Here is a 24,612-nt window from a genome sequence, read left to right as displayed (position 1 = left end):
GGAGCGAGCCTGCTCGCGAAGGGGCCCTGTCAGCCGGCATTGATGTTGACTGACACACCGCCTTCGCGAGCAAGCCCGCTCCCACAGGGTTCGGCGTTTACTTTTAATAGTTGGAGCACCACATGTCCTCCTCACCCCAACCGACCTGGCCCGATCAGCACACAGCCTGTCTCGCCCTGGCCTTCGACCTCGACGGCCCGACCGGCGATGCGATGCTCAACGGTTCGATCTGGCGTAAACCCGAGTATTTCGGTTTCGGTGGTTATGGCCCCTATCGGGCGCTGCCGCGGATTCTCGATTTACTGGATGAGTTCCAGATCCCGACCACGTTTTTCGTCCCGGCGTGGGTCGTGGAGAACTGGCCGAAACAGTGCCAGGCAATCGTCGAGCGCGGGCATGAGGTCGCTTACCACGGTTACAAACACGAATCCTTTTACGCCCTGACGCTGGACCAGCAAAAGGACGTGATGCACAAATCCCGCGAGGTGTTCTGGAAGCATCTGAACATCCGCGCCGAAGGTTTCCGCACACCATCCGGCGACTGGCGGGCCGAAACACCGGCCATGCTGGTGGAAGCCGGCGTGACTTATTCCAGCAGCATGCGCGGCGATGATCGGCCATATCTGGTCAACGTGCCGGGCTTCGATACGCCGCTGGTGGAAATCCCCGGCCGCTGGGAAATGGACGACTACGCCTCCCTCGCCTACACCCGCGCGCCGGACTTTCCTTCGGGACTGGACCGCACCGCCAGCTACGCGCTGACCCTCGATAACTGGTGCCGCGAGTTCGACGGCGCCATGGATGAAGGGTTGTGCCTGACCACCCTGTTCCATCCCAAGATCACCGGCAAACCGGGGCGCATCCTGCTTCTGGAAAAACTCTTCGAACACATGCGCCAACGCGACGACGTCTGGTTCGCCACCTGCCGCGACGTCGCCCACTGGTGGCTGAAGGAGCATCACCATGGCTGATTCCATCGTCTGGCCCAACGGCTACCGCTGCGCCGTGGTGCTGACCGTCGATTACAACGACATCCACGGCATCCTCACCCAGGCGCCGGAAGTCACCGGGCGCGACAAGACTTTGTCGGTGTGGCGCTACGGCACCCAACGCGGTGTCGAGCGTTTGCTCAAGCTTTTCGAAGAACTGGGCGTTTCCAGCAGTTGGTTCATTCCCGGCATCGTCGCCGAGGAAAACCCGCAGCACATCCGAGCGATCCAGGCTGGCGGGCATGAGATTGCCTGCGCCGGGTATCGCCATCAGAACTACGACCACCTGACGCTGGCCGAGCAAAGCGCCGAGATTGCCAAAGGTTGCGCGGCCTTGAGCGCGCTGACCGGTCAGCGTCCGACAGGCTTTCGCATCCCCGCCGGCAACGGTGCGCCGGGTTTCATCGAGGCGTTAAGGGAGCATGGCATCCGCTGGTCTTCGTCATGGCGTGGCGATGATTTACCCTTCGCTCACCCGACAGCCCCGGAAGTGATCGAGCTGCCGTTGCACTATGAACTGGAAGACGAGCCCTACTTCGCCTTCAACCTCAGCCCGGCGGTGCCGCCCGCGCAATCGCGGATCGCTTCCTACAGCCATACCCTGGGCAATCTGCAAATGGACTTCGCCGGGTTTCACCGGTTCGGGCTGTGTTACGTGCTGCGACTGCACCCGGAAATCATCGCCACGCCCGGGCGGATCGGCGTGTTGCGCGAATTGCTACAAAGCATTCAACAGCACGATGACGTATGGATCGCCACCGGTGCCGAGGTCGCTCAGTGGTGGGCTGAGTCGGCAGCGCCCGTGACCGAGGATCATCCGGCGGCCGTGTACGAACGTCACTATCGGGATTACGGCGTATGAAAGATCAAGAGATCGCAGCCTTCGGCAGCGCCTACGATGGGGTGATGCGGATGGAGCGGTTGGCGCAGTTCTGCGTCGATACTCGCTTCGAAGATTTACCACCCGCGTTGGTTGCGCAAGCCAGGCGACACATCCTCGACACCTTCGGCGTAACCCTGGCCGGAGCTGGCAGTGATGTGGCGAAGCAGGCGCGTCAGGTTTTCCGGGGTGAGACTGGCAGCACGTTGGTCTGGGGCACCGGTCTGCGCGTCGGCGCAGCGCAGGCCGCCATGCTCAACGGCATCGCCGCACATGCCCTGGAGCTGGACGACACCGGCGGCTGCGATCACTCCGGCGCGGTGGTGCTGCCGGCGGTGATGGCTGCGCTCTCGATGTCGGAGCTATCGGTTTCTGAAGCGTCAGTAAACGGCCGCGAATTGATCACCGCCGTGGTGATCGGCTACGAAATCGGCCGCCGGGTGCTTGAAGCCTGCGGCAGTTATTCGGCCCACAACGGCGCCGGTTGGCACTCCACCGCGACGTGCGGGGTGTTTGGCGCAGCGGCGGCCAGTGCACGGATTCTGGGTCTGGATGCACAGCAAACCCTGGCGGCGCTGGGCATCGCTGGCAGCTTCAGCGGCGGTCTTTGGGCGTTCATTCATGACGGCTCGCAAAGCAAAAAACTCCACAGCGGCCGGGCCGCCGAAGGTGGATTGCTGGCGGCGCGATTTGCGCAACAAGGCATCACCGGGCCGACAAAACTGTTCGATGATGTCTGGGGCGGTTTTCTCAAGACCCTCGCGGCGGACACCGCCGTGCCCGAGGCGCTGGATGCCGAACTGGGCCGCGTGTGGAAACTCGCCCGCTGCTCGATCAAACCCTACGCGGCATGCCGAGGCACGCATTCGGCGATCGATGCATTGGGCCTGTTGCTGGATCAATTGCAGGTCGGTGCGGATCAGGTCGAGAGCGTTCAGGTGTCGCTGTGCGGATTCCTTCAGGACATGTGTGGCGGTCAGGACATCAACACCCTGCCGGCGGCGCAGATGAGCTTGCGCTATGCCCTCGCCGCCCGGCTGGTCCATGGGCATTGCCGGTTGGAAGCCTACGACGATGAACAGCGCCACCACCCGCAAATTGCTCACTGGATGTCGCGCATTCACCTTGAAGTCGACCCGCTACTGTCGGAGGATGGCGAGCCTGTGGTCAGCCTGCAGACCTTGGACGGTCGGCAGGCGAGTTTGTGTGTTGAAGTGCCATTGGGTGCGCCAGGGAATCCGCTGAGTGATGAGGCGCTGGAGGAGAAGTTCTTCAGTCTGGCGGGCCGAGTGATGCCGCGACAGCGGGTGCAAGGATTGATTGAGCAGTTGTGGCGGCTGGATGAGCTGGAATCGGTTCGGGCGCTTGATCGGTGGCTGAGTTGAATATTGTGTTGCCTGGTCCGGCCTCTTCGCGAGCAAGCCCGCTCCCACAGTTGATCTGGTTGATCACACATTTTGTGATCGGCACAGTTTTAATGTGGGAGCGGGCTTGCTCGCGAATGGCAGCGACTCGATATCCCGGCAAACACTACAAAATCTAAAATAAGGACATTTGCCCCACCGTGGCCACTTACTCCCTCGTTATTCGCCGCTTGATGATCGTTTCGCTGACCATCGTCGTCAGCCGCGCCATTACCAGCCCGTTGCTCACCCTGTTTCTGAGCAACAAACTCGGCCTCAACCAACAGGACGTCGGCCTGTTGCTGGGCATCGCGGTGTTCATCGCCACCCTGCTCGCGCTTTACGGCGGTTACATCATCGACCGCCTCGAAAAACGTCGGCTGCTGATTCTGACCATGCTCTCCAGCGCCATCGGTTTCGTGTTGCTGACCTTCGCCGAAAACCTCTACCTGACCACCGCCACCCTGGTGATCACCGAAACTGCCTCGGCGCTGTTCCTGATCGGGTCCAAGGCGATCCTCAGCGAAAACCTGCCCGTGGGCCAGCGCGCCAAGGCCTTTTCGCTGCGCTACACCCTGACCAATATCGGCTACGCCACCGGCCCGATGCTCGGTGTGGTGATCGCCGGGGTGCAGCCGCTGGCGCCGTTCCTGATCGCCGGCGGCATCGCATTCTTCAGTATTTTCCTGATGAGCGGAATTCCCAAAGACCCGACCCAGACACCCGCCATCGGCCAGCCCCAGAGTTTTCTCAAAACCCTGATCACCCTGAAGAACGACCGCACGCTGATCATGTTCACCTGTGGCTGCCTGCTCAGCACCGTGGTGCATGGTCGTTTCACCCTGTACCTGTCGCAATACCTGCTGGTCACCCAAGACACCAAACGTGCCCTGGAAACCATGGCTGCCCTGCTCGCCTGCAACGCCATCAGCGTGATCCTGCTGCAATATCAGATCGGCCGGTTCCTCAAGCGCGAACAACTGCGTTACTGGATTGCTGGCGGCACCAGCCTGTTCATCCTCGGGTTGATCGGTTTCAGCCTGGCTGACAGCCTGGTGAGCTGGTGCGTGGCGATGTTCATCTTCACACTTGGCGAAATGATCATTTACCCGGCCGAATTTCTGTTCGTCGACACCCTGGCCCCGGAAGAACTGCGTGGCAGCTACTATGGCGCGCAGAATCTCGCGGCCCTCGGTGGGGCGCTGAGCCCGGTGATCTGTGGCTATCTGCTGCTGCATACGCCTGCCCCCACCATGTTCTATGCCCTGAGTGCATTGACGGCGATGGGCGGTTTGCTGTGCTTCATGAGCGGTCGGCGTGTGGCAATACTGCATAAATAATGCACTGAAGCAGCATTAATATGAATTTGTCAGCATAAGGAATGATCGGCACACTGTGCGGCGTTCCTCCCCCAATAGTTGGAACCACTTCAAGGGCTTTCTGGGTATCCCAGCTAAGCCTTTTTTTTGCCTGGATTTTTATACGGACCGTTTGCCTCATGTTCGCTCGCTGGTTACCTGCTGCCATCAATACCCGCCCTTCAGAATGGAGCCGCGCAGCCATCGGCATGTCGCTGGGCACGATGTTCAGCGTCTGGCTGTGCAGTCAGGTATTCGGCATGCAAGTGGCGCTGCATCTGATCGGGCCACTGGGCGCCTCGGCGGTGCTGTTGTTCGCTGTATCCTCGGGCGCGCTTGCCCAGCCGTGGTCGATTCTTGGCGGTTACCTTTGCGCGGGAGTGGTCTCGCTACTGGTCGCTCATGTGCTCGGACGCACCCTCGGCAGCGCTTGCCTGGCTGCGGGCATGGCACTGATTCTGATGTGCTGGTTGCGTTGCTTGCACCCACCGGCCGGTGCCTTGGCGTTGCTTATGGTGGTGGCAGACCCGGCGACCATCGCCCTGGAGTGGAAAGCCCTCGGCCCGGTGATGCTCAGTGCCTCGACGATGCTGCTCAGCGCATTGGCGTACAACAATCTGACGCGCATTCGTTACCCAAAACGTCCCGCTGAACCGGCGCCGATGATGCCCGTCCCCGACAGCCAGGCGATCACCGCCGCGGATCTGAAACTGGCCCTCGCCGACATGGAGGCCTTCTACGACGTCACCCCCGAAGACCTCGAGCAGTTGATCCATGCCAGCGAGTTGCATGCCAGGCGGCGCAGTATCGGTGAAGTGCTGAGCAGCAGAACCTGACAGGCAAGCGCAATCCATGTGGGAGCGGGCTTGCTCGCGAAAGCGGTGTTTCAGGCGACATCAATATTGAATGTGCCGCCGTCTTCGCGAGCAAGCCCGCTCCCACAGGTTCCGCATCCTGACTACGAGCTTCACTATGCAGCAGACTGCTGCCGCGCCGGCACTGCCACACTCACCGCGCGCACCGACGCCCCGGCACTCAAGCCCAAGGTTTTCGCCGTCTGCGCATCGACAATCAACGTACCAGCCGCAACGCGTGCAGGAGCAGCGGTAATCCGGCATTCGGCAAACTGGCGGTTGTGAATCAGGTACGTCGCCGCCTGCTCTCCTGGCGTACCGATGCTCAGTTGCAGCACCTGACTGTCACGCACCGCACGGATATCACCAGTTGCGCATTCGATCAGCGGCCCGCCGTCAAAGATATCGATGTAATCCCGATGCTCGAACCCTTCTGCCTTGAGCATGCCCAGTGCCGGTTCGGTGTTGGGGTGCACGCGACCGATGACCGCTCGCGCTGCCTCGGGCAACAGGCAAGTCGGCAGCGGAAACTTGGGCATCAGTTCGGCGATGAAGGTTTTGTTGCCAAGGCCCGTGAGGTAGTCGGCGTCAGCGAAATTCATCTTGAAGAAGTGTCGCCCCAGGCCTTCCCAGAACGGTGAAACGCCCTCTTCGTCGGAATAGCCACGCATCTCCGCGATCACCTTGTCACCGAAGTGCTGACGAAATTCCGCCAGAAACAGGAAGCGCGCCTTCGACAACAAACGACCATTCAGACCGCTGCGGTGATCGGCATGCAAAAACAGCGAACACAGCTCCGAGTGGCCGGTCATGTCATTGCCGAGGAACAACGTCGGCAGTTGCTGATTGATCCCGAGGTTTTTCGACGCGGCGACAAACAGGCCCAGTCGATAGTTGTACCAAGGCTCGCGTAAACCGACGGCACCTGCCAACGCGCAGATACCGACCGCTTCTTGCTGGTCGTTCTCCAGCACAAACAGGTAGTCGGCATCGCCGCGCTCGGCCTCGCCTGCAAAGGTTTTCGCCGCCCATTCCAGACGCTGGGTCAAACGCGCCGCATCGGCCGGCAAGGTGGTCAAACCGGTTCCGGCGCTATGGGCCAGGGCTAACAGTGCCGGCAAATCTGCCGGTGTTGCAGGACGGACGATCATCGCACTTGCTCCTGGGCAGGTTTGGACTGACGTTTAGATAGATAGACTTCGGCCAACATGCAGCGAGCGCTGCCGCCGCCAATGCGTTCGATGGTGTCGATGTTCACCGGCAGCGGCGTGGTGTGGGCTTCGATCAAACGGCGCTGATCGGCATCCAGCGATTGCCAGGCGGTGCGCGACATCACCAGCAAGGGTTCGCCCGCAGCGTTGTGGACTTCCAGCATGTTGCCGGCGAACGATTCCAGCTGCGCCCAGTCCAGGGCAATGACCTTCTTGCCGCTGTCTTCAAGCCGCGCGCGCAGAGCCAGGCGTTCCGCCGGGTGAGTGACGGAGGCCAGGCACGCGATGGCCAGCTGGGTGCCGACACTCATCATCACGTTGGTGTGATAGATCGCCACGCCCTGACGGTCCACCGCATTAAAGGCACACAGCTCGTAACCCAAATGGTCGACCAGTTGATCCAGCGCCCGAGCGTGGGTGCGGGTGGAATAGCCGGCGTAACAAACCCGCTGCTGTCGATCCAGCACCATGCTGCCGGTGCCTTCGAGGAACACTTCCTGCTGTTCCAGGCTGGACAGGTCCAGCAACTGCTCGACGCGGTACTCGTCCCGCAGCCAGTCGAGCACACCTTTATCGCGCTCCAGGCGCCGGTTATGGCCCTGCATCGGGTACAGCACCAACGTGCCGTCAGGGTGGCTGCTCCACCAGTTGTTGGGAAAAATCGAATCGGGGGTGTGCGGGGCTTCGAGGTCGTTATGCACCAGCACTTCGACGCCGTGGCTGCGCAGCGCGGCGACGTAGCCGTCGAACTCTTGCAAGGCCTTGAGCTGCACGTCCTCGGACACCTCGGCCGGGCGCTGGAAACGGTTGTTCGCCGCCGTGTCCTGATTGAACGAGAAACGTGTCGGGCGAATCATCAAAACGGTATTGGTGGTTTGCATGGGCACAGATTCAATGAGGGTTGAGAGGTGCTCATTGTCTGTTTCGGCGGCGGAAAAACCCGGTTGATAAGGGGCGGCGACGTGATGAAAATGGCTGAAAAATGTGGTTGGCCCAGCCGATTCGGCGGGGGGCGAAAAGCAAAAGATCGCAGCCTTCGGCAGCTCCTACGGGAGCGGTGTTCATACCCAAAAATTTGAGTGAACACGGTCCACGTAGGAGCTGCCGAAGGCTGCGATCTTTTGATCTTGATCTTGATCTTGCGGGTGCCGCCTATTCCATCGTGGTCTTGACCATCGCCAGTTCCGGATGGCTGACCAGTTTGTCGATGTGCAACTCCGGGTCGTCGAACCAGACTTCAGTCAGCACCCGATAATGCTCCATGTCCCGGCAACGCATGCGCAGGCTGTAGTCGAACGCACCGCTGATCAAGCGGCATTCCAACACCTGCGGACAACCGCGAACCTTGGCCTCAAAAGCCTTTTGCGCCGCCCGCCCGCTTTGGTTCGACAGCGCAACCAACACCAGCAGCGACAGCCCCGGCGTCAGTTTTTTTTCGTCGAGAATAGCCCCGTAACCACGGATAACCCCGAGCTGTTCGAGCTTGCGCACCCGCTCCAGGCACGGCCTGGGCGTCAGGTGTACGCGCTCGGAAAGCTTTTGATAAGTGATGCGCCCTTCGTGGCGCAGCACTTCGATAATGGCCTGATCGATACGATCAAGCACAATCGACAGATCGCGGATATCCGCCATGTACGTCTTGCCTCACTTCAAACGACCCGATAGGAATTGCTGTAAACGTTCACTCTCTGGCCGGTCAAGGATGGTTGCATCACCTTGCTCCTCGACCCGCCCCTGATGCAAGAACAACACCTGGCTGGACACTTGCCGGGCAAAGCCCATTTCGTGGGTCACCATCAACATGGTCCGGCCTTCTTCAGCCAGCGCCTGAATCACCTTCAGCACCTCGCCCACCAGTTCCGGATCGAGGGCCGAGGTCGGCTCGTCGAACAACAGAATCTCTGGTTCCACGGCCAACGCCCGGGCAATCGCCACGCGCTGTTGTTGCCCGCCGGACAGAAACGCCGGGTATTGATCGGCCACCCGTTGCGGCAAACCGACCTTGTCCAGATACGCCCGTGCGCTCTCTTCGGCGGCCTTGCGGCTGACACCCAGCACCCGACACGGCGCCAGTATGATGTTTTCCAGTACGGTCAGATGGCTCCACAAATTGAAATGCTGGAACACCATCGCCAGGCGTGTGCGCAAACGCTGCAACTGTGCCGGGTTGGCGACTCGCATGCCACCCGCGCCCGGGCGAGTGATGACGCGCTCACCGTCCAGCACAATGGCACCCTCGTCCGCCCGCTCCAGAAAGTTGATGCAGCGCAACATGGTGCTTTTACCCGAACCGCTGGCACCGATCATGCTCACCACATCGCCGGCCCGTGCGTTCAACGAGACGCCCTTGAGCACTTCATTGTCACCAAAACGTTTGTACAGATTTTCAACCGTGAGTTTGTACATGCGTAAGTCTCCAGCAGCGCCTGCTTCGGCGCTGCTCTGGATGAAAAGAGGAATTAGTGCGCCGGCCCGAGGAAGCTCAACCAGCGCTTCTCCGCCAGGCGAAACGCGCCGACCAAACCGAACGACAGCGCGAGGTACAGCAGGCCGGCAATGCCGAAGGCCTGAAAGGTCATGAAGGTCGCGGCATTGGCGTCCCGGGCGACTTTGAGAATGTCGGGAATGGTCGCGGTGAACGCCACCGACGTGGCATGCAACATCAGAATCACTTCGTTGCTGTAATACGGCAGCGCCCGGCGCAACGCCGAAGGCAGGATCAGCCGCAGGTACAGGCGCCAGCCGCTCAAGCCATAGGCATGGGCCGCCTCGATCTCACCGTAGGGAATGCTGCGAATCGCCCCGGCGAAGATTTCCACGGTGTAGGCGCAGGTGTTGAGCGTGAACGCCAGCAAGGTGCAATTCATCGCATCGCGAAAGAACGCTTCGAGCAGCGGTTGCGAGCGGACCACGGCGATGCCGTAGATCCCGCTGTAGCAAATCAGCAACTGGATATACAGCGGCGTGCCGCGAAACACATAGGTAAACAGCTGAACCGGCCAACGCAGCAGGCCCCAGCGCGAAGTGCGCATGATCGCCAATGGCAACGACAGGAAGAACCCCATCACGATGCTCGCCACCAACAGCCACAAGGTCATCGCCAATCCGGTGAGGCTGTAGCCGTCGCTGAACAGAAAGGGTTTCCAGTATTCGGCAATCAACTCGATCATCGCGCCATCCCCCGTACGCCCTGGTTATAACGCCGCTCGAGCACTCGCAGTACGTAGTTCGACGCGCTGGTGATCAGCAGGTACAGCGCCCCCGCCAGGAGCAGGAAGTCGAGCATGTTGAACGTGCTTTTACCGGCCTCCTGCGCCACCTTGACCAGGTCCGACAAACCGATGATCGACACCAGCGCCGTGGCCTTGAGCAGCACCAGCCAGTTGTTGCCCAGGCTCGGCAAGGCGAACCGCATCATTTGCGGGAACACCACGAAACGAAAACGCTGCCAGCGGTTCAGCCCAAAGCTGGCGGCGGCTTCCTGTTGGCCGCGCGGCACGCTCAGGATCGCCCCGCGAAAGGTCTCGGTGAAGTACGCGCCGTAAATAAAACCGAGGGTGACGACGCCGGCCACAAAGGGGTCGATCTCCATGTAAGGCCAGTCCATGGCTTCGGTCAGGCTGCTCAGCCAGCCCTGCAGGCTGTAGAAAATCAGCAGCATCAGCACCAGGTCCGGCACCCCGCGAATCAGCGTTGTGTAGAAGGTCGCAGGCAGGTTCAACAGTTTCAGCGGCGACAGCTTGGCCGCCGCGCCGAGCAGCCCCAGCGCCATGCTTACCAGCAGCGACAGCGCCGACAATTTTAGGGTGACCCAGGTGCCATGCAGCAACAAAGGGCCATAGCCTTGCAGGGACGAAAGATCGACCCCGATCAGATTCAGGAAGGAATTCACGCCAGTCACCTGTCTTGAGGCGCCCGCTTGCAAGCGCTGCGCCTGTTACCAGGGCGCAGCGCTTGGGGCGCGAGGATCAGTTGTTGTAGAGGTCCAGATCGCCGAAGTGCTTCTGCTGGATCTGTGCGTAGATGCCCTTTTCATGCAGGGCCTTGATGGCGGCATTGAGCATGCCTTTGAGCTCTTCGTTGTCCTTGCGGATGCCGATGGCGATTTCCGATGGCACCAACGGGTCGCTGATGCCTTCGCTGTTCTGGAAGTCCGCCCCTTGGGGAGACGTCAGAAAGCTCATCTGTGCTTGCAGCTTGTCCTGGATCGACGCATCGAGACGCCCGAAAACCAGGTCGGCGTAGACCTGATCCTGGTTCTGGTAAGCGCGCAGTTTCACCCCGCCCGGCCCCAGTTTGGCCTTGGCGTAGGTTTCCTGAATCGTGCCCTGCATGTAACCGATGGTTTTGCCCCGCAGCGATTCGGCGGTGGGCAACAAGCCGGAATCCTTGCGGGTGACGATGGCGGTCGGCCCGGCATACAGGCGATCGGTGAAGTCGATCTGTTTTTTGCGCGCGTCGGTGACAGTCATCGAGGATTCGATGGCGTCGAACTTGCCCGCCTTCAGGGCCGGGATCAACCCGTCGAAGTCATTGCTGACCCACACGCACTTCAACTTCAGCTCGGCACAGATTGCATTGCCCAAGTCCACGCCAAACCCCTGCACGCCGCCATCGGCGGTGGTGGATTCAAAAGGTGGGTAACTGGGGTTGACGCCGAATCGCAACTCTTTCCATTCCTTGGCGCTGGCTCCGGTGGAGCAGCACAGCAAAGCCAATGCCGGTAAGGTCAGCCATTTGATGTTCATCTTCTAGAGTCCCGGATTATTTGGATTTATCGCGGCTTGGCGCCTGCGCCGCACCACACTTTTTGACAGGGGCAGAGAGTCGATGCGGCATTCACCGCAGCCGTATTTGTTGTTGTTTTCGACTGGGTCTAATCAGTCGTCGGGGTCAGTCCGTTCCAGGCTCTTGATCGCAAGTGCTTGAAATGGATTGCCAGAATGCCAATTGCCCGGACGGCACGGGTGTCGTAAGCCCCTGCTCAGACAGCTCAAGTGCGCTGAACGAAGGCCTTTAACAGCCGATTCTGTCGTTGATTGGCGGATGGGGGTAAAGATCAGAGGAAAGATCAAAAGATCGCAGCCTTCGGCAGCTCCTACATTGACCGCGTCCACCGCGATTTTCGGTATGAACACCGATTGCGTAGGAGCTGCCGCAGGCTGCGATCTTTTGATCTTGCTCTAAGGTAAAAATGCAGACGGGACCTGCACATATCCCGGTTGTACATCACAAATTTGCACTGATACGATCCAGCATCGCTCGCGCGCGAGCTTCTCTAGAAAGAACAATAAAAGCAGGGAGTTAGTGATGACTGCTCAGGTTTCATCCCCGACAACACAGCCCATGGATGCCACGCAAAACGAAGTGTTGGCCGAGGTTCGCAATCACATCGGTCACCTGACCCTCAATCGCCCCGCCGGCCTCAACGCCATTACCCTGGACATGGTTCGCAGCCTGCAACAGCAGCTCGATGCCTGGGCACAGGATCCGCAAGTGCATGCCGTGGTGTTGCGCGGCGCTGGTGAGAAAGCGTTCTGTGCCGGCGGCGATATTCGCTCGCTGTACGACAGTTTCAAAAGCGGCGACACCCTGCACGAAGACTTCTTCGTCGAGGAATACGCCCTCGACCTCGCCATCCATCACTATCGCAAACCGGTCCTGGCCTTGATGGATGGCTTTGTGCTGGGCGGTGGCATGGGGCTGGTGCAAGGCGCCGATTTGCGGGTGGTCACCGAGCGCAGCCGTCTGGCGATGCCGGAAGTGGCCATCGGTTATTTCCCGGATGTCGGCGGCAGCCATTTTCTGCCGCGCGTTCCCGGTGAACTGGGTATTTACCTCGGTGTCAGCGGCGTGCAAATCCGCGCGGCCGATGCGCTCTATTGCGGCCTGGCCGACTGGTACCTGGAAAGCAACAAGCTGGGCACTCTCGACGAGCAACTCGATCAGCTCCAATGGCACGAAACGCCGTTGAAGGACCTTCAAGGTCTGCTGGCGAAACTCGCCGTGCAACAACTGCCGGCGGCACCATTAGCGGCATTGCGGCCGGCCATCGATCACTTCTTCGCCCTGCCCGATGTGCCGAGTATGGTGGAACAATTGCGTGAAGTGACCGTCGCCGACAGTCATGAGTGGGCCACGGCCACCGCCGACCTGCTGGAAAGCCGTTCACCGCTGGCCATGGGTGTGACCCTGGAAATGCTGCGACGCGGTCGGCACCTGAGCCTGGAACAGTGCTTCGCCCTCGAACTGCACCTGGATCGCCAGTGGTTCGAACGCGGCGACCTGATCGAAGGCGTGCGCGCCTTGCTGATCGACAAAGACAAGAACCCGCGCTGGAACCCGCCGACTCTGCAGGCGCTGGACGCCGGGCACGTGGCGAGTTTTTTCACCGGGTTCGACCCAAGCTGGAGCTGAGCCATGCACGATATCGAATTGAGCGAAGAGCAAGTGATGATCCGCGACATGGCCCGGGATTTTGCCCGCGGCGAAATCGCGCCCCATGCACAAGCCTGGGAAAAGGCCGGCTGGATCGATGACGGTCTGGTGGCGAAAATGGGTGAACTGGGTCTGCTGGGCATGGTGGTGCCCGAGGAATGGGGCGGCACTTATGTCGACTACGTCGCCTACGCCTTGGCGGTGGAAGAGATTTCCGCCGGTGACGGCGCCACCGGTGCGCTGATGAGCATCCACAACTCCGTGGGCTGCGGGCCGGTGCTCAACTACGGCACCGAAGAACAGAAACAGCAATGGTTGCCAGACCTCGCCAGCGGCCAGGCCATCGGTTGCTTCTGCCTGACCGAACCCCAGGCCGGTTCCGAAGCCCACAACCTGCGCACCCGCGCCGAACTGCGCGATGGCCAGTGGGTGATCAACGGCGCCAAGCAATTCGTCAGCAATGGCAAACGGGCGAAACTGGCGATTGTCTTCGCCGTGACCGATCCGGAGCTGGGCAAGCGCGGCATCTCGGCGTTCCTGGTGCCGACCGAAACCGCGGGTTTCATCGTCGACCGCAGTGAACACAAGATGGGCATCCGCGCTTCCGATACCTGCGCCGTCACCCTGAACAATTGCACCGTTCCCGAAGCGAATCTGCTAGGCGAACGCGGCAAAGGCCTGGCCATCGCCCTCTCCAACCTCGAAGGCGGGCGCATCGGTATCGCCGCGCAAGCCTTGGGCATCGCCCGCGCAGCGTTCGAAGCGGCGCTGGCTTATGCGCGGGATAGGGTGCAGTTCGACAAGCCGATCATCGAACACCAAAGCATCGCCAATATGCTGGCCGACATGCACACTCGCTTGAATGCTGCACGTTTGCTGATCCTGCACGCCGCGCGGTTGCGCAGTGCCGGCAAGCCGTGTCTGTCGGAGGCTTCACAGGCCAAGCTGTTTGCCTCGGAAATGGCCGAGAAGGTCTGCTCGTCGGCGATACAGATTCATGGCGGGTATGGGTATCTGGAGGATTACCCGGTGGAGCGTTACTACCGGGATGCGCGGATCACGCAGATTTATGAAGGGTCGAGCGAGATACAGCGGATGGTGATTGCCCGGGAGTTGAAAAATTATCTGGTGTGACACCTAAAAAGCTTCGCGAGCAAGCCCGCTCCCACATTAGTCCTGCGGTGTACACAGCATTTGTGAACACCCTGGATCAAATGTGGGAGCGGGCTTGCTCGCGAAGGCATCCGTGAGAACGCTACATCACTTACCCTGGAACTGCGCCTCACGCTTGGCAATAAACGCCGCCATCCCTTCCTTCTGATCCTGCGTCGCAAACGCCGCATGGAACACCCGACGCTCAAAACGCACGCCTTCCGACAGGCTGACTTCAAACGCACGGTTGACGCTTTCCTTGATCATCATCGCAATCGGCAGCGACTTCTTGGCAATCAGCGCCGCGACTTTCAGCGCTTCTTCCAGTAGCTCATCCGCCGGCACGATGCGCGCAACGATGCCGCAACGCTCCGCTTCCACCGCATCGATCAAACGCCCGCTCAGGCACATTTCCATGGCCTTGGCCTTGCCCACGGCGCGAGTCAGACGCTGAGTGCCGCCCATGCCCGGCAGCACGCCGAGGTTGATTTCCGGCTGACCGAATTTGGCGTTGTCGCCCGCCAGAATGAAGTCGCACATCAACGCCAGTTCACAACCACCGCCCAAGGCGAAACCGTTGACCGCGGCGATGATCGGCTTGCGGCGGTTGGCCACGCGATCGCTGTCGCTGAACAAGTCGTCGAGGTAGATCTGCGGATACGTCAGCTCGGCCATTTCCTTGATGTCAGCACCGGCGGCGAAGGCTTTTTTCGAGCCGGTCAGCACGATGCAACCAATGTTCGAATCGGCTTCCAGGCCATCGAGGGCGTGGTTCAGTTCGCTGACAATTTGCGCATTCAACGCGTTCAACGCTTGCGGACGGTTGAGGGTGATCAGGCCGACGCGGTCCTTGATCTCCAATAAAATCGTTTCGTAGCTCATATATAACTCCTGATAAACACTCGATCCCCGTAGGAGCTGCCGAAGGCTGCGATCTTTTGATCTTGATTTTCTTAGAGCAAGATCAAAAGATCGCAGCCTGCGGCAGCTCCTACCGGGGTTCCTTCTCAAAGATTGCGCGAAATGACCATGCGCTGAATATCGCTGGTGCCTTCGTAGATCTGGCACACCCGCACGTCGCGGTAGATCCGCTCCAGCGGGAAGTCGTTCAGGTAACCGTAACCACCAAGGGTTTGCAACGCCGAGGAGCAGACCTTTTCGGCCATTTCCGAAGCGAACAGCTTGGCCATGGACGCCTCGACCAGCGCCGGTTTGCCGCTGTCGCGCACTGCCGCCGCGTAATGCACCATCTGCCGGGCCACGGCGATCTGGGTCGCCATGTCCGCCAGCCGGAAGGCCACCGCCTGGTGTTCGATGATCGGCTTGCCGAAGCTCTCGCGTTCACGAGCATAGTCGCGGGCCGCTTCGAACGCGGCGCGGGCCATGCCCACCGATTGCGAGGCGATGCCGACACGGCCGCCTTCGAGGTTGGCCAGGGCGATCTTGTAGCCTTCGCCCTCCTCGCCCAGTCGATTGGCCACCGGGACTTTCACATCCTCGAAGAGGATCTGGCAGGTATCGGAGGCGTGCTGGCCGAGTTTGTCTTCGACTCGCGCGACTTTATAGCCCGGCGAATCGGTCGGCACGATCAGCGCCGTGATCCCGCGCTTGCCGGCACTCGGGTCAGTCACCGCAAACACAATCACCACCCCGGCGTTTTGCCCGGAGGTGATGAATTGCTTGCAGCCATTGAGCACGTAGTGATCGCCGTCCAGCCGGGCACGGGTTTTCAGGCTGCTCGCATCGGAGCCCGCTTGCGGTTCGGTCAGGGCAAACGCACCGAGCATTGCGCCGCTGGCGAGTGGCTTGAGGAAGCGTTCTTTCTGATCGTCGTTGCCGAACTTGAGGATCGGCACGCAACCCACCGAGTTGTGCACGCTCATGATGGTCGAGCAGGCGCCATCGCCTGCAGCGATTTCTTCCAGGGCCATGGCGTAGGCCAGGTAACCGGTGTCGCAACCGCCCCACTGCTCCGGCACCAGCATGCCGAAGAAGCCCAGGCCGGCCATCTCGCCAATAGCTTCCTTGGGGAAGCGATGTTCGCGGTCCCATTCGGCGGCGAACGGTTTCAGCCGTTCCTGGGCAAACTGCCGGGCCGCGTCGCTGATCTGAAGTTGTTCGTCATTGGGAATCATGCCAAGTCCTTAAAAATGAGCCTAACGCACAAAATGCCTGGTTGAAACGCTGAACCTGTGGGAGCGGGCTTGCTCGCGAAAGCGGTGTGTCATTCAACATTGATGTCGACTGACCCGGCCTCTTCGCGAGCAAGCCCGCTCCCACAATGGGATAGCGTCAGTTTCAGTACAGACATTCCACAGCCATGGCCGTGGCTTCGCCGCCGCCGATGCAGATCGCTGCAACGCCGCGTTTCAGACCTTTCTGGCGCAAGGCCGAGAGCAAGGTCACGAGGATCCGCGCGCCGGACGCACCGATCGGGTGGCCCAACGCGCAGGCACCGCCGTGGACGTTGATCTTCTCGTGGGGGATTTCCAGTTTGGTCATGGTCACCAGACTCACCACCGCGAACGCTTCGTTGACTTCGAACAACTCGACTTCGTCCAGGGACCAGCCGGTTTTCTTCATCAGTTTCTTGATCGCGCCTACCGGTGCCACCGGGAACAGCCCCGGCGTGTCGGCAAACGCGGCGTGACCATGAATCACCGCCAGCGGTTTCAGGCCTTGTTTCTCTGCTTCGGAACGGCGCATCAACACCAATGCCGCCGCGCCGTCGGAGATAGAACTGGAGTTCGCCGCAGTCACGGTGCCACCGTCACGGAACGCCGGTTTCAGCGAGGCGATCTTGTCCAGTTTGGCTTTCGGCGGCTGTTCGTCATGGCTGATCAGCACCTGCTCTTTGCCGACGGTCACGGTGAGCGGCACGATCTCGGCGTTGAAGCTGCCGTCCTTGATCGCCTGTTGAGCGCGGGTGGTCGAAGCAATGGCGAACGCGTCCTGAGCTTCACGGGTAAAGCCGTTGGTTTCAGCACAATCCTCGGCAAAGGTGCCCATCAGGCGACCCTTGTCGTAGGCATCTTCCAGGCCGTCGAGAAACATGTGATCGAGCACCCGGCCGTGGCCCATGCGGTAACCGCTGCGGGCGCGGTCCAGCAGAAATGGCGCGTTGGACATGCTTTCCATGCCCCCGGCGGCGACCACATCGGCACTGCCGGCGATCAGCATGTCGTGGGCCAGAATCGTGGCTTCCATGCCCGAACCGCACATCTTGTTCAGTGTCGTGCAACGGGTCGATTTATCCAGTCCGGCGCCCAGTGCCGCTTGCCGCGCCGGCGCCTGGCCGAGGCCGGCAGAGAGCACGCAGCCGAACAGCACTTCTTCTACGGATTCAGGAGCAATACCGGCACGCTCAACGGCAGCACGAATCGCTGCGGCGCCCAGCTGCGGCGCGGTCAGGCTTTTCAGTTCGCCCTGGAAACCGCCCATCGGGGTGCGGACGGCGCTGACAATAACAATCGGATCGTTGGAAAGTGTCATTTCAAATCCTCCTTATTTGGCGGCCATGCGCAGGGCACCGTCGAGACGGATCACCTCGCCGTTGAGCATGCTGTTTTCTATGATATGCCTGACCAGCGCGGCGTACTCGCTCGCCTTGCCCAGACGCGGCGGGAATGGCACGCCAGCGGCCAAGGACTCGCGCACTTCAGGGGTCATTCCGGCCATCATCGGCGTTTCGAAAATGCCTGGGGCGATGGTCATCACGCGGATGCCGAAGCGCGCCAGTTCACGGGCGGCGGGCAAGGTCAGGCTGACGATCGCGCCTTTCGACGCCGAATACGCGGCCTGACCGATCTGGCCGTCGAAGGCTGCGGCCGAAGCGGTGTTGATGATCACCCCACGCTCGCCATCTTCATTGACTTCGGTTTCGGCGATGGCCGCCGCCGCCAGGCGCAACATGTTGAAACTGCCGATCAGGTTGACGTTGATCACCTGGCTGAAACTGGCCAGTGCATGGGGGCCGTTCTTGCCGAGGATCTTCTCGCCACGGACGATACCGGCGCAATTGACCAGACCGTTGAGGCCGCCAAACGCTTTGACTGTCGCCTGCACCGCCGCTTGCGCGGCAGTTTCATTGCTGATATCCGCCACCACGCTTTGCGCGCCCAGACGTGCAGCCTGGGCCGCGACGGCTTCAGCGTTCATGTCCACCAGCATCACCTTGGCGCCGGCAGCCACCAGCATTTCAGCGGTGGCGGCACCGAGGCCGGACGCACCGCCGGTGACGAGAAAAACCTTGTTTTCGATCTGCATCATTGTTTCCTTGGATTCAAGCTGAAACGTTCTTCGCGGTGGCCTCTTGAGCCTTGGCGATTTCCTGGTTGCGCAAGATAAAGCGCTGCAATTTGCCGCTTGGGGTTTTCGGCAACTCGCTGACAAATTCAATTTCACGGGGGTACGCGTGCGCCGCCAAACGCTTGCGCACGTGTTGGCGCAGCTCTTCGGCGAGTGCAGGTTCGGCACGGTATTGCGGGCTGAGCACGACGAAGGCTTTCACCAGCTCAGTGCGCTCCGGATCGGGCTTGCCGATCACCGCCGCTTCGACCACCGCCGGGTGTTCGATCAGCGCGCTTTCCACGTCGAACGGGCCAACGCGGTAGCCGGAGGTGGTGATCACGTCGTCGCTGCGGCCGACGAAGCTGATGCTGCCGTCCGGGTTCCACTCGACGGTGTCGCCGCTCAGGTAATAGTTGCCGACGAAGGCCTTGGTCGGCGCGCCTTCGTAACCGCCGAACCAGCACATCGGCGACTGGGTGCGGTCGATGGCCAGAATGCCTGGCTGGCCGACGCCCAGTTCTTTGTATTCGTCGTCGAGCACCACGATGCGGTGGCCCGGCGAGGCAAAACCGGCAGCGCCGACGTGTACCGGATGCTCGAGGCCGTGGTGATTGCACAACACCATGCCCAGTTCGGTCTGGCCGTAATGGTCATGAATCACCACGCCGAGGTTATCGGCGAACCAGCGGATCACTTCCGGGTTCAGCGGCTCGCCGGCGCTGCTGACGATGCGCAGCTTGCCCTTGATCGAGCGGGCAAACTCGTCCCCACCGGCAATCAGCAAGCGGTAGGCGGTCGGCGAACCGGTGAGGTTGGTGATCCCGTATTTGTTGATCACCCGGCAGGTGCTTTCGAGGGTGAACGGGCCATCGTAAAAGGTGATCGGGTGCCCCATCGCCATCGGCCCGGTGACGCCGAAATAGATGCCGTAGGCCCATCCCGGATCAGCGACGTTCCAGAATGCGTCTTCAGGGCGCAGGTCCACGGCGTCGCGGGTGTAGCTCTGGAACGCGACGATTGCCTTGAGCGGTACCGACAGCGCTTTTGATGGCCCGGTGGTGCCCGAGGTGAACATCAACAGGAACGGGTCTTCGCCGGTCAGTAATACCGGTTCGCAGACGCTGGAGTAGTTGGCCAGTTCGGCCCAGAAACTGAAATCGCCACGGACGATGCCCTGGCCCTTGGGGCCGCCAACGGTGACGATGGTCGGGCAGTCGGCCACTTCAGCGAGTTTCGGGCGATTGACGGCGTCGGTTACTACGACTGCGGCGCCGGAGCTGTTGAGGCGATGTTCGATGGCTTTCGGGCCGAAGGCGGTAAACAGCGGCTGATAGACCGCGCCGATGCGCCAGGTGGCGAACACGGTGATCAGTAATTCGATGTTGCGTGGCAAGAGGCCGGCGACTTTATCGCCCTTCTTCACGCCCTGGGCCAGCAGGAAGTTGGCGAAGCGCGCGGCTTTGTCCTGCAAGTCGCTGAAGGTGTAGGTCGCGCTGGCGCCGTCGCGGCCTTCCCAGAACAGCGCGATGCGTCCCGGCAAGGCATGCCGGTCGCAACACTCGACGCAGGCATTGAGCGCGCTCAACGACCCTGTGAGCGCGGCATCGACGGTGTGCTGATAATTGAACTGTGACGTGGCAGACAAGTAATCGCGCATTGCCAGAATCCCTGTGTGTTTTTATTAGGTTGGGGGAACCGTAAACAACAGGGAAATACTCGCTCTGCGCGGGGAGCGGGACAATGGTCAAAGCTATCAAGTTGTGTGACTGGTTTGGCCAAGGTTCAAGGGATGTGTCGCCTGGTCTGGCGCCTTCGCGAGCAAGCCCGCTCCCACAGTGGATTTGTGTCTGCCACCCATCGGAACCCACACAAAACCCATGTGGGAGCGGGCTTGCCCGCGATGGCGCCAGATCAGGCGGCACAAAATCCGGATTAGTTGGCTTCGTTAAGAATCAAACTCCGATAATGCCCCGGATTAGACCCCGACCACTTGCGAAACGCCTTGTAGAACGAGCTGGTATCGGCAAACCCCAAACGGGTGGCGATTTCGGCGAAGCTGATGGCAGGCTCCGCCAGCCAGACGATGGCCAGTTCCTTGCGCACGCTGTCCTTGAGCCCCTGATAGGTCTGGCCCTCTTCAGCCAAACGTCGGCGCAAGGTCGAGGCCGACATGCACAGTTGCTGCGCCAGCGCCTCGGTTTCCGGCCAATGCTCGGCAGGCAGTTGCCGCAGATCGTGTTTGATCCGACTGGCCAGGCTCTCGGGATCGCGGTACTTGACCAGAATGTTCGCTGGCGCATGGGCGAGGAATCGCTTCAGTTCTTCAGGGCTGCGCTTGATCGGCAAATCCAGGCAGTCAGCCGAGAAAATCATCCGCGTGCGCGGCCGGTCGAACCGTAGGTTCTCGGAGAACATCACCCGATAGTCATCGCAAAAATCCGGCGCCGGGCAACGCAACTCGATGGCCAGGATCGGAATCCGCCGCCCTGCCAGCCAGCAGGCAACGCCGTGCACGATCATCCAGTAAGTGAAATAGGTGAAGGCGCGGCGCGGGTCTTCCTCGTCCTCCAGCAGGACGATTTCCGCCAGGCTTTGCTGACGCACCAGTTGCGCGGGCAGGCGCTCGAGCATCAAAGACAGAAAGCTCAGGCCCGAGGTCAGACCGGCGGACAGGCTTGGCTGGACCATCGAGCAACGACAGAGAAACTCCAGGCTGCCGGACTTGAGCTTGCGCGGGTCCATGCCAAAAAACTCATCGTCCTCGCGCCGGGCCAACAAGCGCCACAGCCTTGCATAAGCAGTGGCCGGAACACGGGCATCGGTGGTTTGCAGCAGCGCAGGATCGATGCCGACCTTGTTCAACACCTCTTCGGTGGCAGCGCCCGGGGCACAACTTTGCAACAGCGCTTCACGCACCAGTTGAATGGCGATGGTGTCTTTTTCCGACATTGACCGAGGCAAGCCTTGTTCTTGTTTGAGTGGTGAGCATATTAGCGCAGCCACCCGCCCGGCGCAGATCCCTGTGGGCAGCCTAGATCCCTGTGGGAGCGGGCACCGCGAAGGGGCCATAACAGTCAACATTGATGTCGCCTGACACATCGCTTTCGCGAGCAAGCCCGCTCCCACAGTGGATTTGAGTCGATGCACAATTGTGTGACCGACACATAGTTCACTGTGGGAGCGGGCTTGCTCGCGAAGGCATTATCACCGGCGACACACCTTCGACGCCGGGTTGAACCTCACAAAATCCGATACAACAACCGCTCGATCCGTACCCGACTCACTCGCTTGAGAAACTTGGCAACCCCCGCCGGATAATCCGGCAGCGCTTCCAGATCCTGATACCGCTCGATGCGGCGGGTATGCTGGAAAATCTCCGTTAGCTCATTGCCACGCGGCTCCAGCAATTCACCTTTCGGATCATCAATCAGCAATGCGTTTTCCAGGTCGAGACGGAATGCACGCGGGTTGAGGTTGTTGCCGGTCAGCAAGGTATAGCGCTGATCGATCCACATGCCCTTCAGGTGATAGGTGTTGTCGCCATCCTTCCACAAATGCAGGTTCAGCATGCCACTGTCGATGCTGCGCTGATGGCGCTTGGCGAAGCGTCGCAGGCTGATTTCGTAAAGGTATGGCAGCGCCGCGATCACCTTGAACGGCTCGCTCGGTGGGATGTAGAAATCGTTGGCGGTTTTGTCGCCGACGATGATGTCGATCTTCACCCCCCGTGCCAGCGCCCGATTGATTTCCCGAGTCACCGCCAGCGGCAGGTTGAAGTACGGCGTGCAGATGGTCAGCTGATGTTGCGCACTGGCGATCAGCTCGCAAATCACCCGACTCAACGGGTTGTTCTTGCCCACACCGAGCAAGGGGCTGACGGATAAACCGCCCTTCGCCGTGCTGCCCGTCGTGGTGTCGTATGCCGCGTGCTTGAGACGGCTGCGCAAGTCGCCAATGTCGTTACGCAGGCTGCGGGTGGTCGGCAGGTTCGGCAGGTCGAGGCGATGCACCGCTTTGGAGGCGATCAGACCGTGCTGAATCAGGTGCTGCATCGAATCGGCCAGCGCGTGATTCTGCAGCAGGTGATAACGGTCGAAGCGGTACTTGTCGAATTTATGCAGGTAAACATTGTTCAGGCTCGCGCCGCTGTAGAGCACGCAATCGTCGATCACGAAGCCCTTCAGATGCAGTACGCCGAACAGCTCGCGGGTCTGCACCGGCACGCCGTACACCGGCACCACGCTTTCGTGGGTGCGGGTCGTTTCCTGATACCAGGCCGCGTTGCCCGGCTGCTTGCCGGCACCGATCAAACCGCGCTGAGCGCGCAACCAGTCCACGACCACCACCACGTCCAGTTCCGGGCGCGCCAGTTTGGCGGCGTGCAGGGCATCGAGGATTTCCTGGCCGGCCTCATCTTGTTGCAGGTACAGCGCGACGATATAGATGCGCTGGGTTGCCTGGGCGATTTTTTCCAGCAGGCAACGACGGAACTCGGCGGCGCCAGAGAGGATGGTGACGGCATCGGCGGTTAGCGGAAAACTGCGCAGTTTAGGCAGCAGAGAGCGTTTGAAAAGCGACGGCATAGGGCTCGCAAAGGGTCGAATCCGAAGAACCCGAGAGCTTACACCATGGATGGGTTTGGGTCTTGTTACTGTCTGTAATGGCCTCTTCGCGAGCAAGCCCGCTCCCACATTTGAAATGCATTCCCCTGTGGGAGCGGGCTTGCTCGCGAAGGCAATTTTATGGGTGCCAAAAATAACCGCTTGACCAAGGAGAACGATCATTCTACTGTTAGCCACATGAACGAAATCACTAGCAACGACACACGCGACATCATTCTGGATGTCACCGAAAAGTTGATCTACAAAAGTGGCATCGCTGCCACGGGCATGGATCTTCTGGTGAAAACCGCCGGCGTCTCCAGAAAAAGTATTTACCGCTACTTCGCCAACAAGGAGGAACTCACCGTCGCGGCCTTGCAACGCCGCGATGTGCGCTGGATGCATTGGTACCGAAGCGAAGTCGGCAAGGCCGAGAGCCCGGCCAACCGGCTGCTCAACCTGTTTACCGTGCTCAAGACCTGGTTCGCCTCCGAAGGCTTTCGCGGCTGCGCATTCATTAACACCAGCGGCGAAACCGGCGATGCGCAAGACCCGGTTCGCCTGGTCGCCAAAGACCACAAACAGAAACTGCTCGACTACGTGTGCGAGCTCTGTACCGAACATGGCGCAAAAGACCCGGAGACGCTGGCCAAACAGCTGCTGATCCTGATCGACGGTGCCATTACCGTTGCGCTTGTGATGGGTGATCACAGTGCCGCCGATAATGCGCAATGCATGGCGCGAAAGTTATTGGACCTGTAACACTTTTAATAAGCCCGACAACTTGCATGAACGTTAATTTGATAGGGAGACTTAATATGTCTACTGCCGAAGTTCGTCCGCCATTGCCGCCGTTTACCCGTGAATCGGCCATCGAAAAAGTTCGCCTGGCCGAAGACGGCTGGAACTCCCGCGACCCGGAACGGGTGTCTCTTGCCTACACCCTGGACACCCAGTGGCGTAACCGCGCCGAGTTCGCTCACAACCGCGAAGAAGCCAAAGGTTTTCTGACCCGTAAATGGGCCAAGGAATTGGACTATCGGCTGATCAAGGAACTCTGGGCCCATGGCGACAACCGTATCGCCGTGCGTTATGCCTACGAATGGCATGACGATTCGGGTAACTGGTTCCGCTCCTACGGTAACGAAAACTGGGAGTTCGACGAGAACGGCTTGATGTTCAACCGTTACGCCTGCATCAACGACATGCCGATCAAGGAAAGCGACCGCAAGTTCCACTGGCCGCTGGGCCGCCGGCCGGATGATCACCCGGGCTTGTCTGATCTGGGCCTGTAGGTTCACACCGTTCAAATGTGGGAGCGGGCTTGCTCGCGAAAGCGGTGTGTCAGTCGACATCAATGTTGAATGTCAGTCCGCCTTTGCGAGCAAGCCCGCTCCTACGGTTTTTCGTCGCTTGGGATAATTGCGAGGCTTGCC

The 24,612-nt window shown here is 60.3% G+C and carries 23 protein-coding genes; 9 read left to right on the top strand and 14 right to left on the bottom strand.

From position 1 onward, the window contains the following. Window positions 1-122: 122 nt before the first annotated feature. The 5 genes from PMI36_RS13590 to PMI36_RS13610 all read left to right on the top strand — a co-directional run bounded on the left by PMI36_RS13590 (window position 123) and on the right by PMI36_RS13610 (window position 5,466). The gene (locus tag PMI36_RS13590; protein WP_008072423.1) at window positions 123-971 is read left to right on the top strand and encodes a polysaccharide deacetylase family protein; all 849 of its coding nucleotides are present in this window, start codon (window positions 123-125) and stop codon (window positions 969-971) included. Next, on the top strand, window positions 964-1,851 hold the full coding sequence (locus PMI36_RS13595) for a polysaccharide deacetylase family protein (protein ID WP_008072422.1): 888 nt from the start codon (window positions 964-966) through the stop codon (window positions 1,849-1,851). Before PMI36_RS13590 ends, PMI36_RS13595 begins: the two co-directional genes overlap by 8 nt. Further along, window positions 1,848-3,254, top strand: coding sequence for an MmgE/PrpD family protein (locus tag PMI36_RS13600; RefSeq protein WP_008072421.1), 1,407 nt, complete (start codon window positions 1,848-1,850; stop codon window positions 3,252-3,254). The genes PMI36_RS13595 and PMI36_RS13600 overlap by 4 nt, the downstream gene beginning before the upstream one ends. Window positions 3,255-3,433: 179 nt before the next feature. After that, on the top strand, window positions 3,434-4,612 hold the full coding sequence (locus PMI36_RS13605) for an MFS transporter (protein WP_008072420.1): 1,179 nt from the start codon (window positions 3,434-3,436) through the stop codon (window positions 4,610-4,612). Between the two features lie 158 nt (window positions 4,613-4,770). Then, on the top strand, window positions 4,771-5,466 hold the full coding sequence (locus tag PMI36_RS13610; RefSeq protein ID WP_008072419.1) for an HPP family protein: 696 nt from the start codon (window positions 4,771-4,773) through the stop codon (window positions 5,464-5,466). Between the two features lie 134 nt (window positions 5,467-5,600). Here the strand turns inward: PMI36_RS13610 and astA are convergent, their stop codons facing one another. The 7 genes from astA to PMI36_RS13645 all read right to left on the bottom strand — a co-directional run bounded on the left by astA (window position 5,601) and on the right by PMI36_RS13645 (window position 11,443). Beyond that, window positions 5,601-6,635 (bottom strand): arginine N-succinyltransferase, encoded by a 1,035-nt coding sequence (astA, locus tag PMI36_RS13615; protein ID WP_008072418.1) that lies wholly within the window; start codon window positions 6,633-6,635, stop codon window positions 5,601-5,603. Further along, a complete protein-coding gene (gene ctlX / locus PMI36_RS13620; RefSeq protein ID WP_008072417.1) occupies window positions 6,632-7,576 on the bottom strand; it encodes a citrulline utilization hydrolase CtlX in 945 nt (314 codons plus the stop codon). The genes astA and ctlX overlap by 4 nt, the downstream gene beginning before the upstream one ends. A 271-nt stretch (window positions 7,577-7,847) precedes the next feature. Continuing rightward, window positions 7,848-8,327, bottom strand: coding sequence for an Lrp/AsnC family transcriptional regulator (locus PMI36_RS13625; RefSeq protein ID WP_007900194.1), 480 nt, complete (start codon window positions 8,325-8,327; stop codon window positions 7,848-7,850). A gap of 12 nt (window positions 8,328-8,339) precedes the next feature. Then, entirely contained in the window at window positions 8,340-9,101 is a 762-nt protein-coding gene (locus PMI36_RS13630) for an ABC transporter ATP-binding protein (protein ID WP_008072416.1), read from the bottom strand. A 53-nt stretch (window positions 9,102-9,154) separates the two neighbouring features. Continuing rightward, window positions 9,155-9,865, bottom strand: a complete 711-nt coding sequence (locus tag PMI36_RS13635; RefSeq protein WP_008008584.1) for an ABC transporter permease — start codon at window positions 9,863-9,865, stop codon at window positions 9,155-9,157. After that, window positions 9,862-10,587: an ABC transporter permease gene (locus tag PMI36_RS13640; RefSeq protein ID WP_008072415.1), complete on the bottom strand. Its 726-nt coding sequence runs from the start codon at window positions 10,585-10,587 to the stop codon at window positions 9,862-9,864. Before PMI36_RS13640 ends, PMI36_RS13635 begins: the two co-directional genes overlap by 4 nt. Window positions 10,588-10,663: 76 nt before the next feature. Then, window positions 10,664-11,443, bottom strand: coding sequence for a transporter substrate-binding domain-containing protein (locus PMI36_RS13645; RefSeq protein WP_008072414.1), 780 nt, complete (start codon window positions 11,441-11,443; stop codon window positions 10,664-10,666). Between the two features lie 562 nt (window positions 11,444-12,005). On the opposite strand from PMI36_RS13645, the gene PMI36_RS13650 reads away from it, so the two are divergent. Next, complete coding sequence (locus PMI36_RS13650; protein WP_008072413.1) at window positions 12,006-13,112, top strand: enoyl-CoA hydratase/isomerase family protein; 1,107 nt, start codon at window positions 12,006-12,008, stop codon at window positions 13,110-13,112. A 3-nt stretch (window positions 13,113-13,115) separates the two neighbouring features. Continuing rightward, window positions 13,116-14,267, top strand: coding sequence for an acyl-CoA dehydrogenase family protein (locus PMI36_RS13655; RefSeq protein WP_008072412.1), 1,152 nt, complete (start codon window positions 13,116-13,118; stop codon window positions 14,265-14,267). A gap of 126 nt (window positions 14,268-14,393) precedes the next feature. Here the strand turns inward: PMI36_RS13655 and PMI36_RS13660 are convergent, their stop codons facing one another. From PMI36_RS13660 to pssA, 7 genes are all read right to left on the bottom strand, one after another. Further along, complete coding sequence (locus PMI36_RS13660; RefSeq protein WP_008072411.1) at window positions 14,394-15,167, bottom strand: enoyl-CoA hydratase; 774 nt, start codon at window positions 15,165-15,167, stop codon at window positions 14,394-14,396. A 125-nt stretch (window positions 15,168-15,292) separates the two neighbouring features. After that, on the bottom strand, window positions 15,293-16,420 hold the full coding sequence (locus tag PMI36_RS13665; RefSeq protein ID WP_008072410.1) for an acyl-CoA dehydrogenase: 1,128 nt from the start codon (window positions 16,418-16,420) through the stop codon (window positions 15,293-15,295). A 163-nt stretch (window positions 16,421-16,583) separates the two neighbouring features. Next, window positions 16,584-17,777, bottom strand: coding sequence for an acetyl-CoA C-acyltransferase (locus PMI36_RS13670; protein ID WP_008072409.1), 1,194 nt, complete (start codon window positions 17,775-17,777; stop codon window positions 16,584-16,586). A 12-nt stretch (window positions 17,778-17,789) separates the two neighbouring features. Beyond that, on the bottom strand, window positions 17,790-18,551 hold the full coding sequence (locus PMI36_RS13675; RefSeq protein WP_008072408.1) for an SDR family NAD(P)-dependent oxidoreductase: 762 nt from the start codon (window positions 18,549-18,551) through the stop codon (window positions 17,790-17,792). Between the two features lie 16 nt (window positions 18,552-18,567). After that, entirely contained in the window at window positions 18,568-20,232 is a 1,665-nt protein-coding gene (locus PMI36_RS13680; RefSeq protein WP_008072407.1) for an AMP-binding protein, read from the bottom strand. A gap of 275 nt (window positions 20,233-20,507) precedes the next feature. Beyond that, window positions 20,508-21,524 (bottom strand): AraC family transcriptional regulator, encoded by a 1,017-nt coding sequence (locus PMI36_RS13685; RefSeq protein ID WP_008072406.1) that lies wholly within the window; start codon window positions 21,522-21,524, stop codon window positions 20,508-20,510. A 290-nt stretch (window positions 21,525-21,814) separates the two neighbouring features. Next, window positions 21,815-23,158: a CDP-diacylglycerol--serine O-phosphatidyltransferase gene (gene pssA, locus PMI36_RS13690; protein WP_008072405.1), complete on the bottom strand. Its 1,344-nt coding sequence runs from the start codon at window positions 23,156-23,158 to the stop codon at window positions 21,815-21,817. 216 nt (window positions 23,159-23,374) lie between these two features. On the opposite strand from pssA, the gene PMI36_RS13695 reads away from it, so the two are divergent. Then, on the top strand, window positions 23,375-23,938 hold the full coding sequence (locus tag PMI36_RS13695) for a TetR/AcrR family transcriptional regulator (RefSeq protein ID WP_032830477.1): 564 nt from the start codon (window positions 23,375-23,377) through the stop codon (window positions 23,936-23,938). A 56-nt stretch (window positions 23,939-23,994) separates the two neighbouring features. Further along, a complete protein-coding gene (locus PMI36_RS13700) occupies window positions 23,995-24,471 on the top strand; it encodes a nuclear transport factor 2 family protein (protein WP_008012921.1) in 477 nt (158 codons plus the stop codon). Window positions 24,472-24,612 lie beyond the last annotated feature (141 nt).

The sequence above is a fragment of the Pseudomonas sp. GM79 genome (assembly GCF_000282495.1).
Lineage (GTDB): Bacteria > Pseudomonadota > Gammaproteobacteria > Pseudomonadales > Pseudomonadaceae > Aquipseudomonas.
Note: the sequence above shows the minus strand (reverse complement) of the source record. Positions and strands in the feature narration are given on the sequence as shown.

Bases quoted from the DNA above. Each gene is read 5' to 3' on its own strand.
- PMI36_RS13590 (WP_008072423.1), top strand. From the start codon at position 123: ATGTCCTCCTCACCCCAACCGACCTGGCCCGATCAGCACACAGCCTGT.
- PMI36_RS13595 (WP_008072422.1), top strand. From the start codon at position 964: ATGGCTGATTCCATCGTCTGGCCCAACGGCTACCGCTGCGCCGTGGTG.
- PMI36_RS13600 (WP_008072421.1), top strand. From the start codon at position 1,848: ATGAAAGATCAAGAGATCGCAGCCTTCGGCAGCGCCTACGATGGGGTG.
- PMI36_RS13610 (WP_008072419.1), top strand. From the start codon at position 4,771: ATGTTCGCTCGCTGGTTACCTGCTGCCATCAATACCCGCCCTTCAGAA.
- astA (WP_008072418.1), bottom strand. From the start codon at position 6,635: ATGATCGTCCGTCCTGCAACACCGGCAGATTTGCCGGCACTGTTAGCC.
- ctlX (WP_008072417.1), bottom strand. From the start codon at position 7,576: ATGCAAACCACCAATACCGTTTTGATGATTCGCCCGACACGTTTCTCG.
- PMI36_RS13625 (WP_007900194.1), bottom strand. From the start codon at position 8,327: ATGGCGGATATCCGCGATCTGTCGATTGTGCTTGATCGTATCGATCAG.
- PMI36_RS13630 (WP_008072416.1), bottom strand. From the start codon at position 9,101: ATGTACAAACTCACGGTTGAAAATCTGTACAAACGTTTTGGTGACAAT.
- PMI36_RS13635 (WP_008008584.1), bottom strand. From the start codon at position 9,865: ATGATCGAGTTGATTGCCGAATACTGGAAACCCTTTCTGTTCAGCGAC.
- PMI36_RS13645 (WP_008072414.1), bottom strand. From the start codon at position 11,443: ATGAACATCAAATGGCTGACCTTACCGGCATTGGCTTTGCTGTGCTGC.
- PMI36_RS13650 (WP_008072413.1), top strand. From the start codon at position 12,006: ATGACTGCTCAGGTTTCATCCCCGACAACACAGCCCATGGATGCCACG.
- PMI36_RS13655 (WP_008072412.1), top strand. From the start codon at position 13,116: ATGCACGATATCGAATTGAGCGAAGAGCAAGTGATGATCCGCGACATG.
- PMI36_RS13660 (WP_008072411.1), bottom strand. From the start codon at position 15,167: ATGAGCTACGAAACGATTTTATTGGAGATCAAGGACCGCGTCGGCCTG.
- PMI36_RS13665 (WP_008072410.1), bottom strand. From the start codon at position 16,420: ATGATTCCCAATGACGAACAACTTCAGATCAGCGACGCGGCCCGGCAG.
- PMI36_RS13670 (WP_008072409.1), bottom strand. From the start codon at position 17,777: ATGACACTTTCCAACGATCCGATTGTTATTGTCAGCGCCGTCCGCACC.
- PMI36_RS13675 (WP_008072408.1), bottom strand. From the start codon at position 18,551: ATGCAGATCGAAAACAAGGTTTTTCTCGTCACCGGCGGTGCGTCCGGC.
- PMI36_RS13680 (WP_008072407.1), bottom strand. From the start codon at position 20,232: ATGCGCGATTACTTGTCTGCCACGTCACAGTTCAATTATCAGCACACC.
- PMI36_RS13685 (WP_008072406.1), bottom strand. From the start codon at position 21,524: ATGTCGGAAAAAGACACCATCGCCATTCAACTGGTGCGTGAAGCGCTG.
- pssA (WP_008072405.1), bottom strand. From the start codon at position 23,158: ATGCCGTCGCTTTTCAAACGCTCTCTGCTGCCTAAACTGCGCAGTTTT.
- PMI36_RS13695 (WP_032830477.1), top strand. From the start codon at position 23,375: ATGAACGAAATCACTAGCAACGACACACGCGACATCATTCTGGATGTC.
- PMI36_RS13700 (WP_008012921.1), top strand. From the start codon at position 23,995: ATGTCTACTGCCGAAGTTCGTCCGCCATTGCCGCCGTTTACCCGTGAA.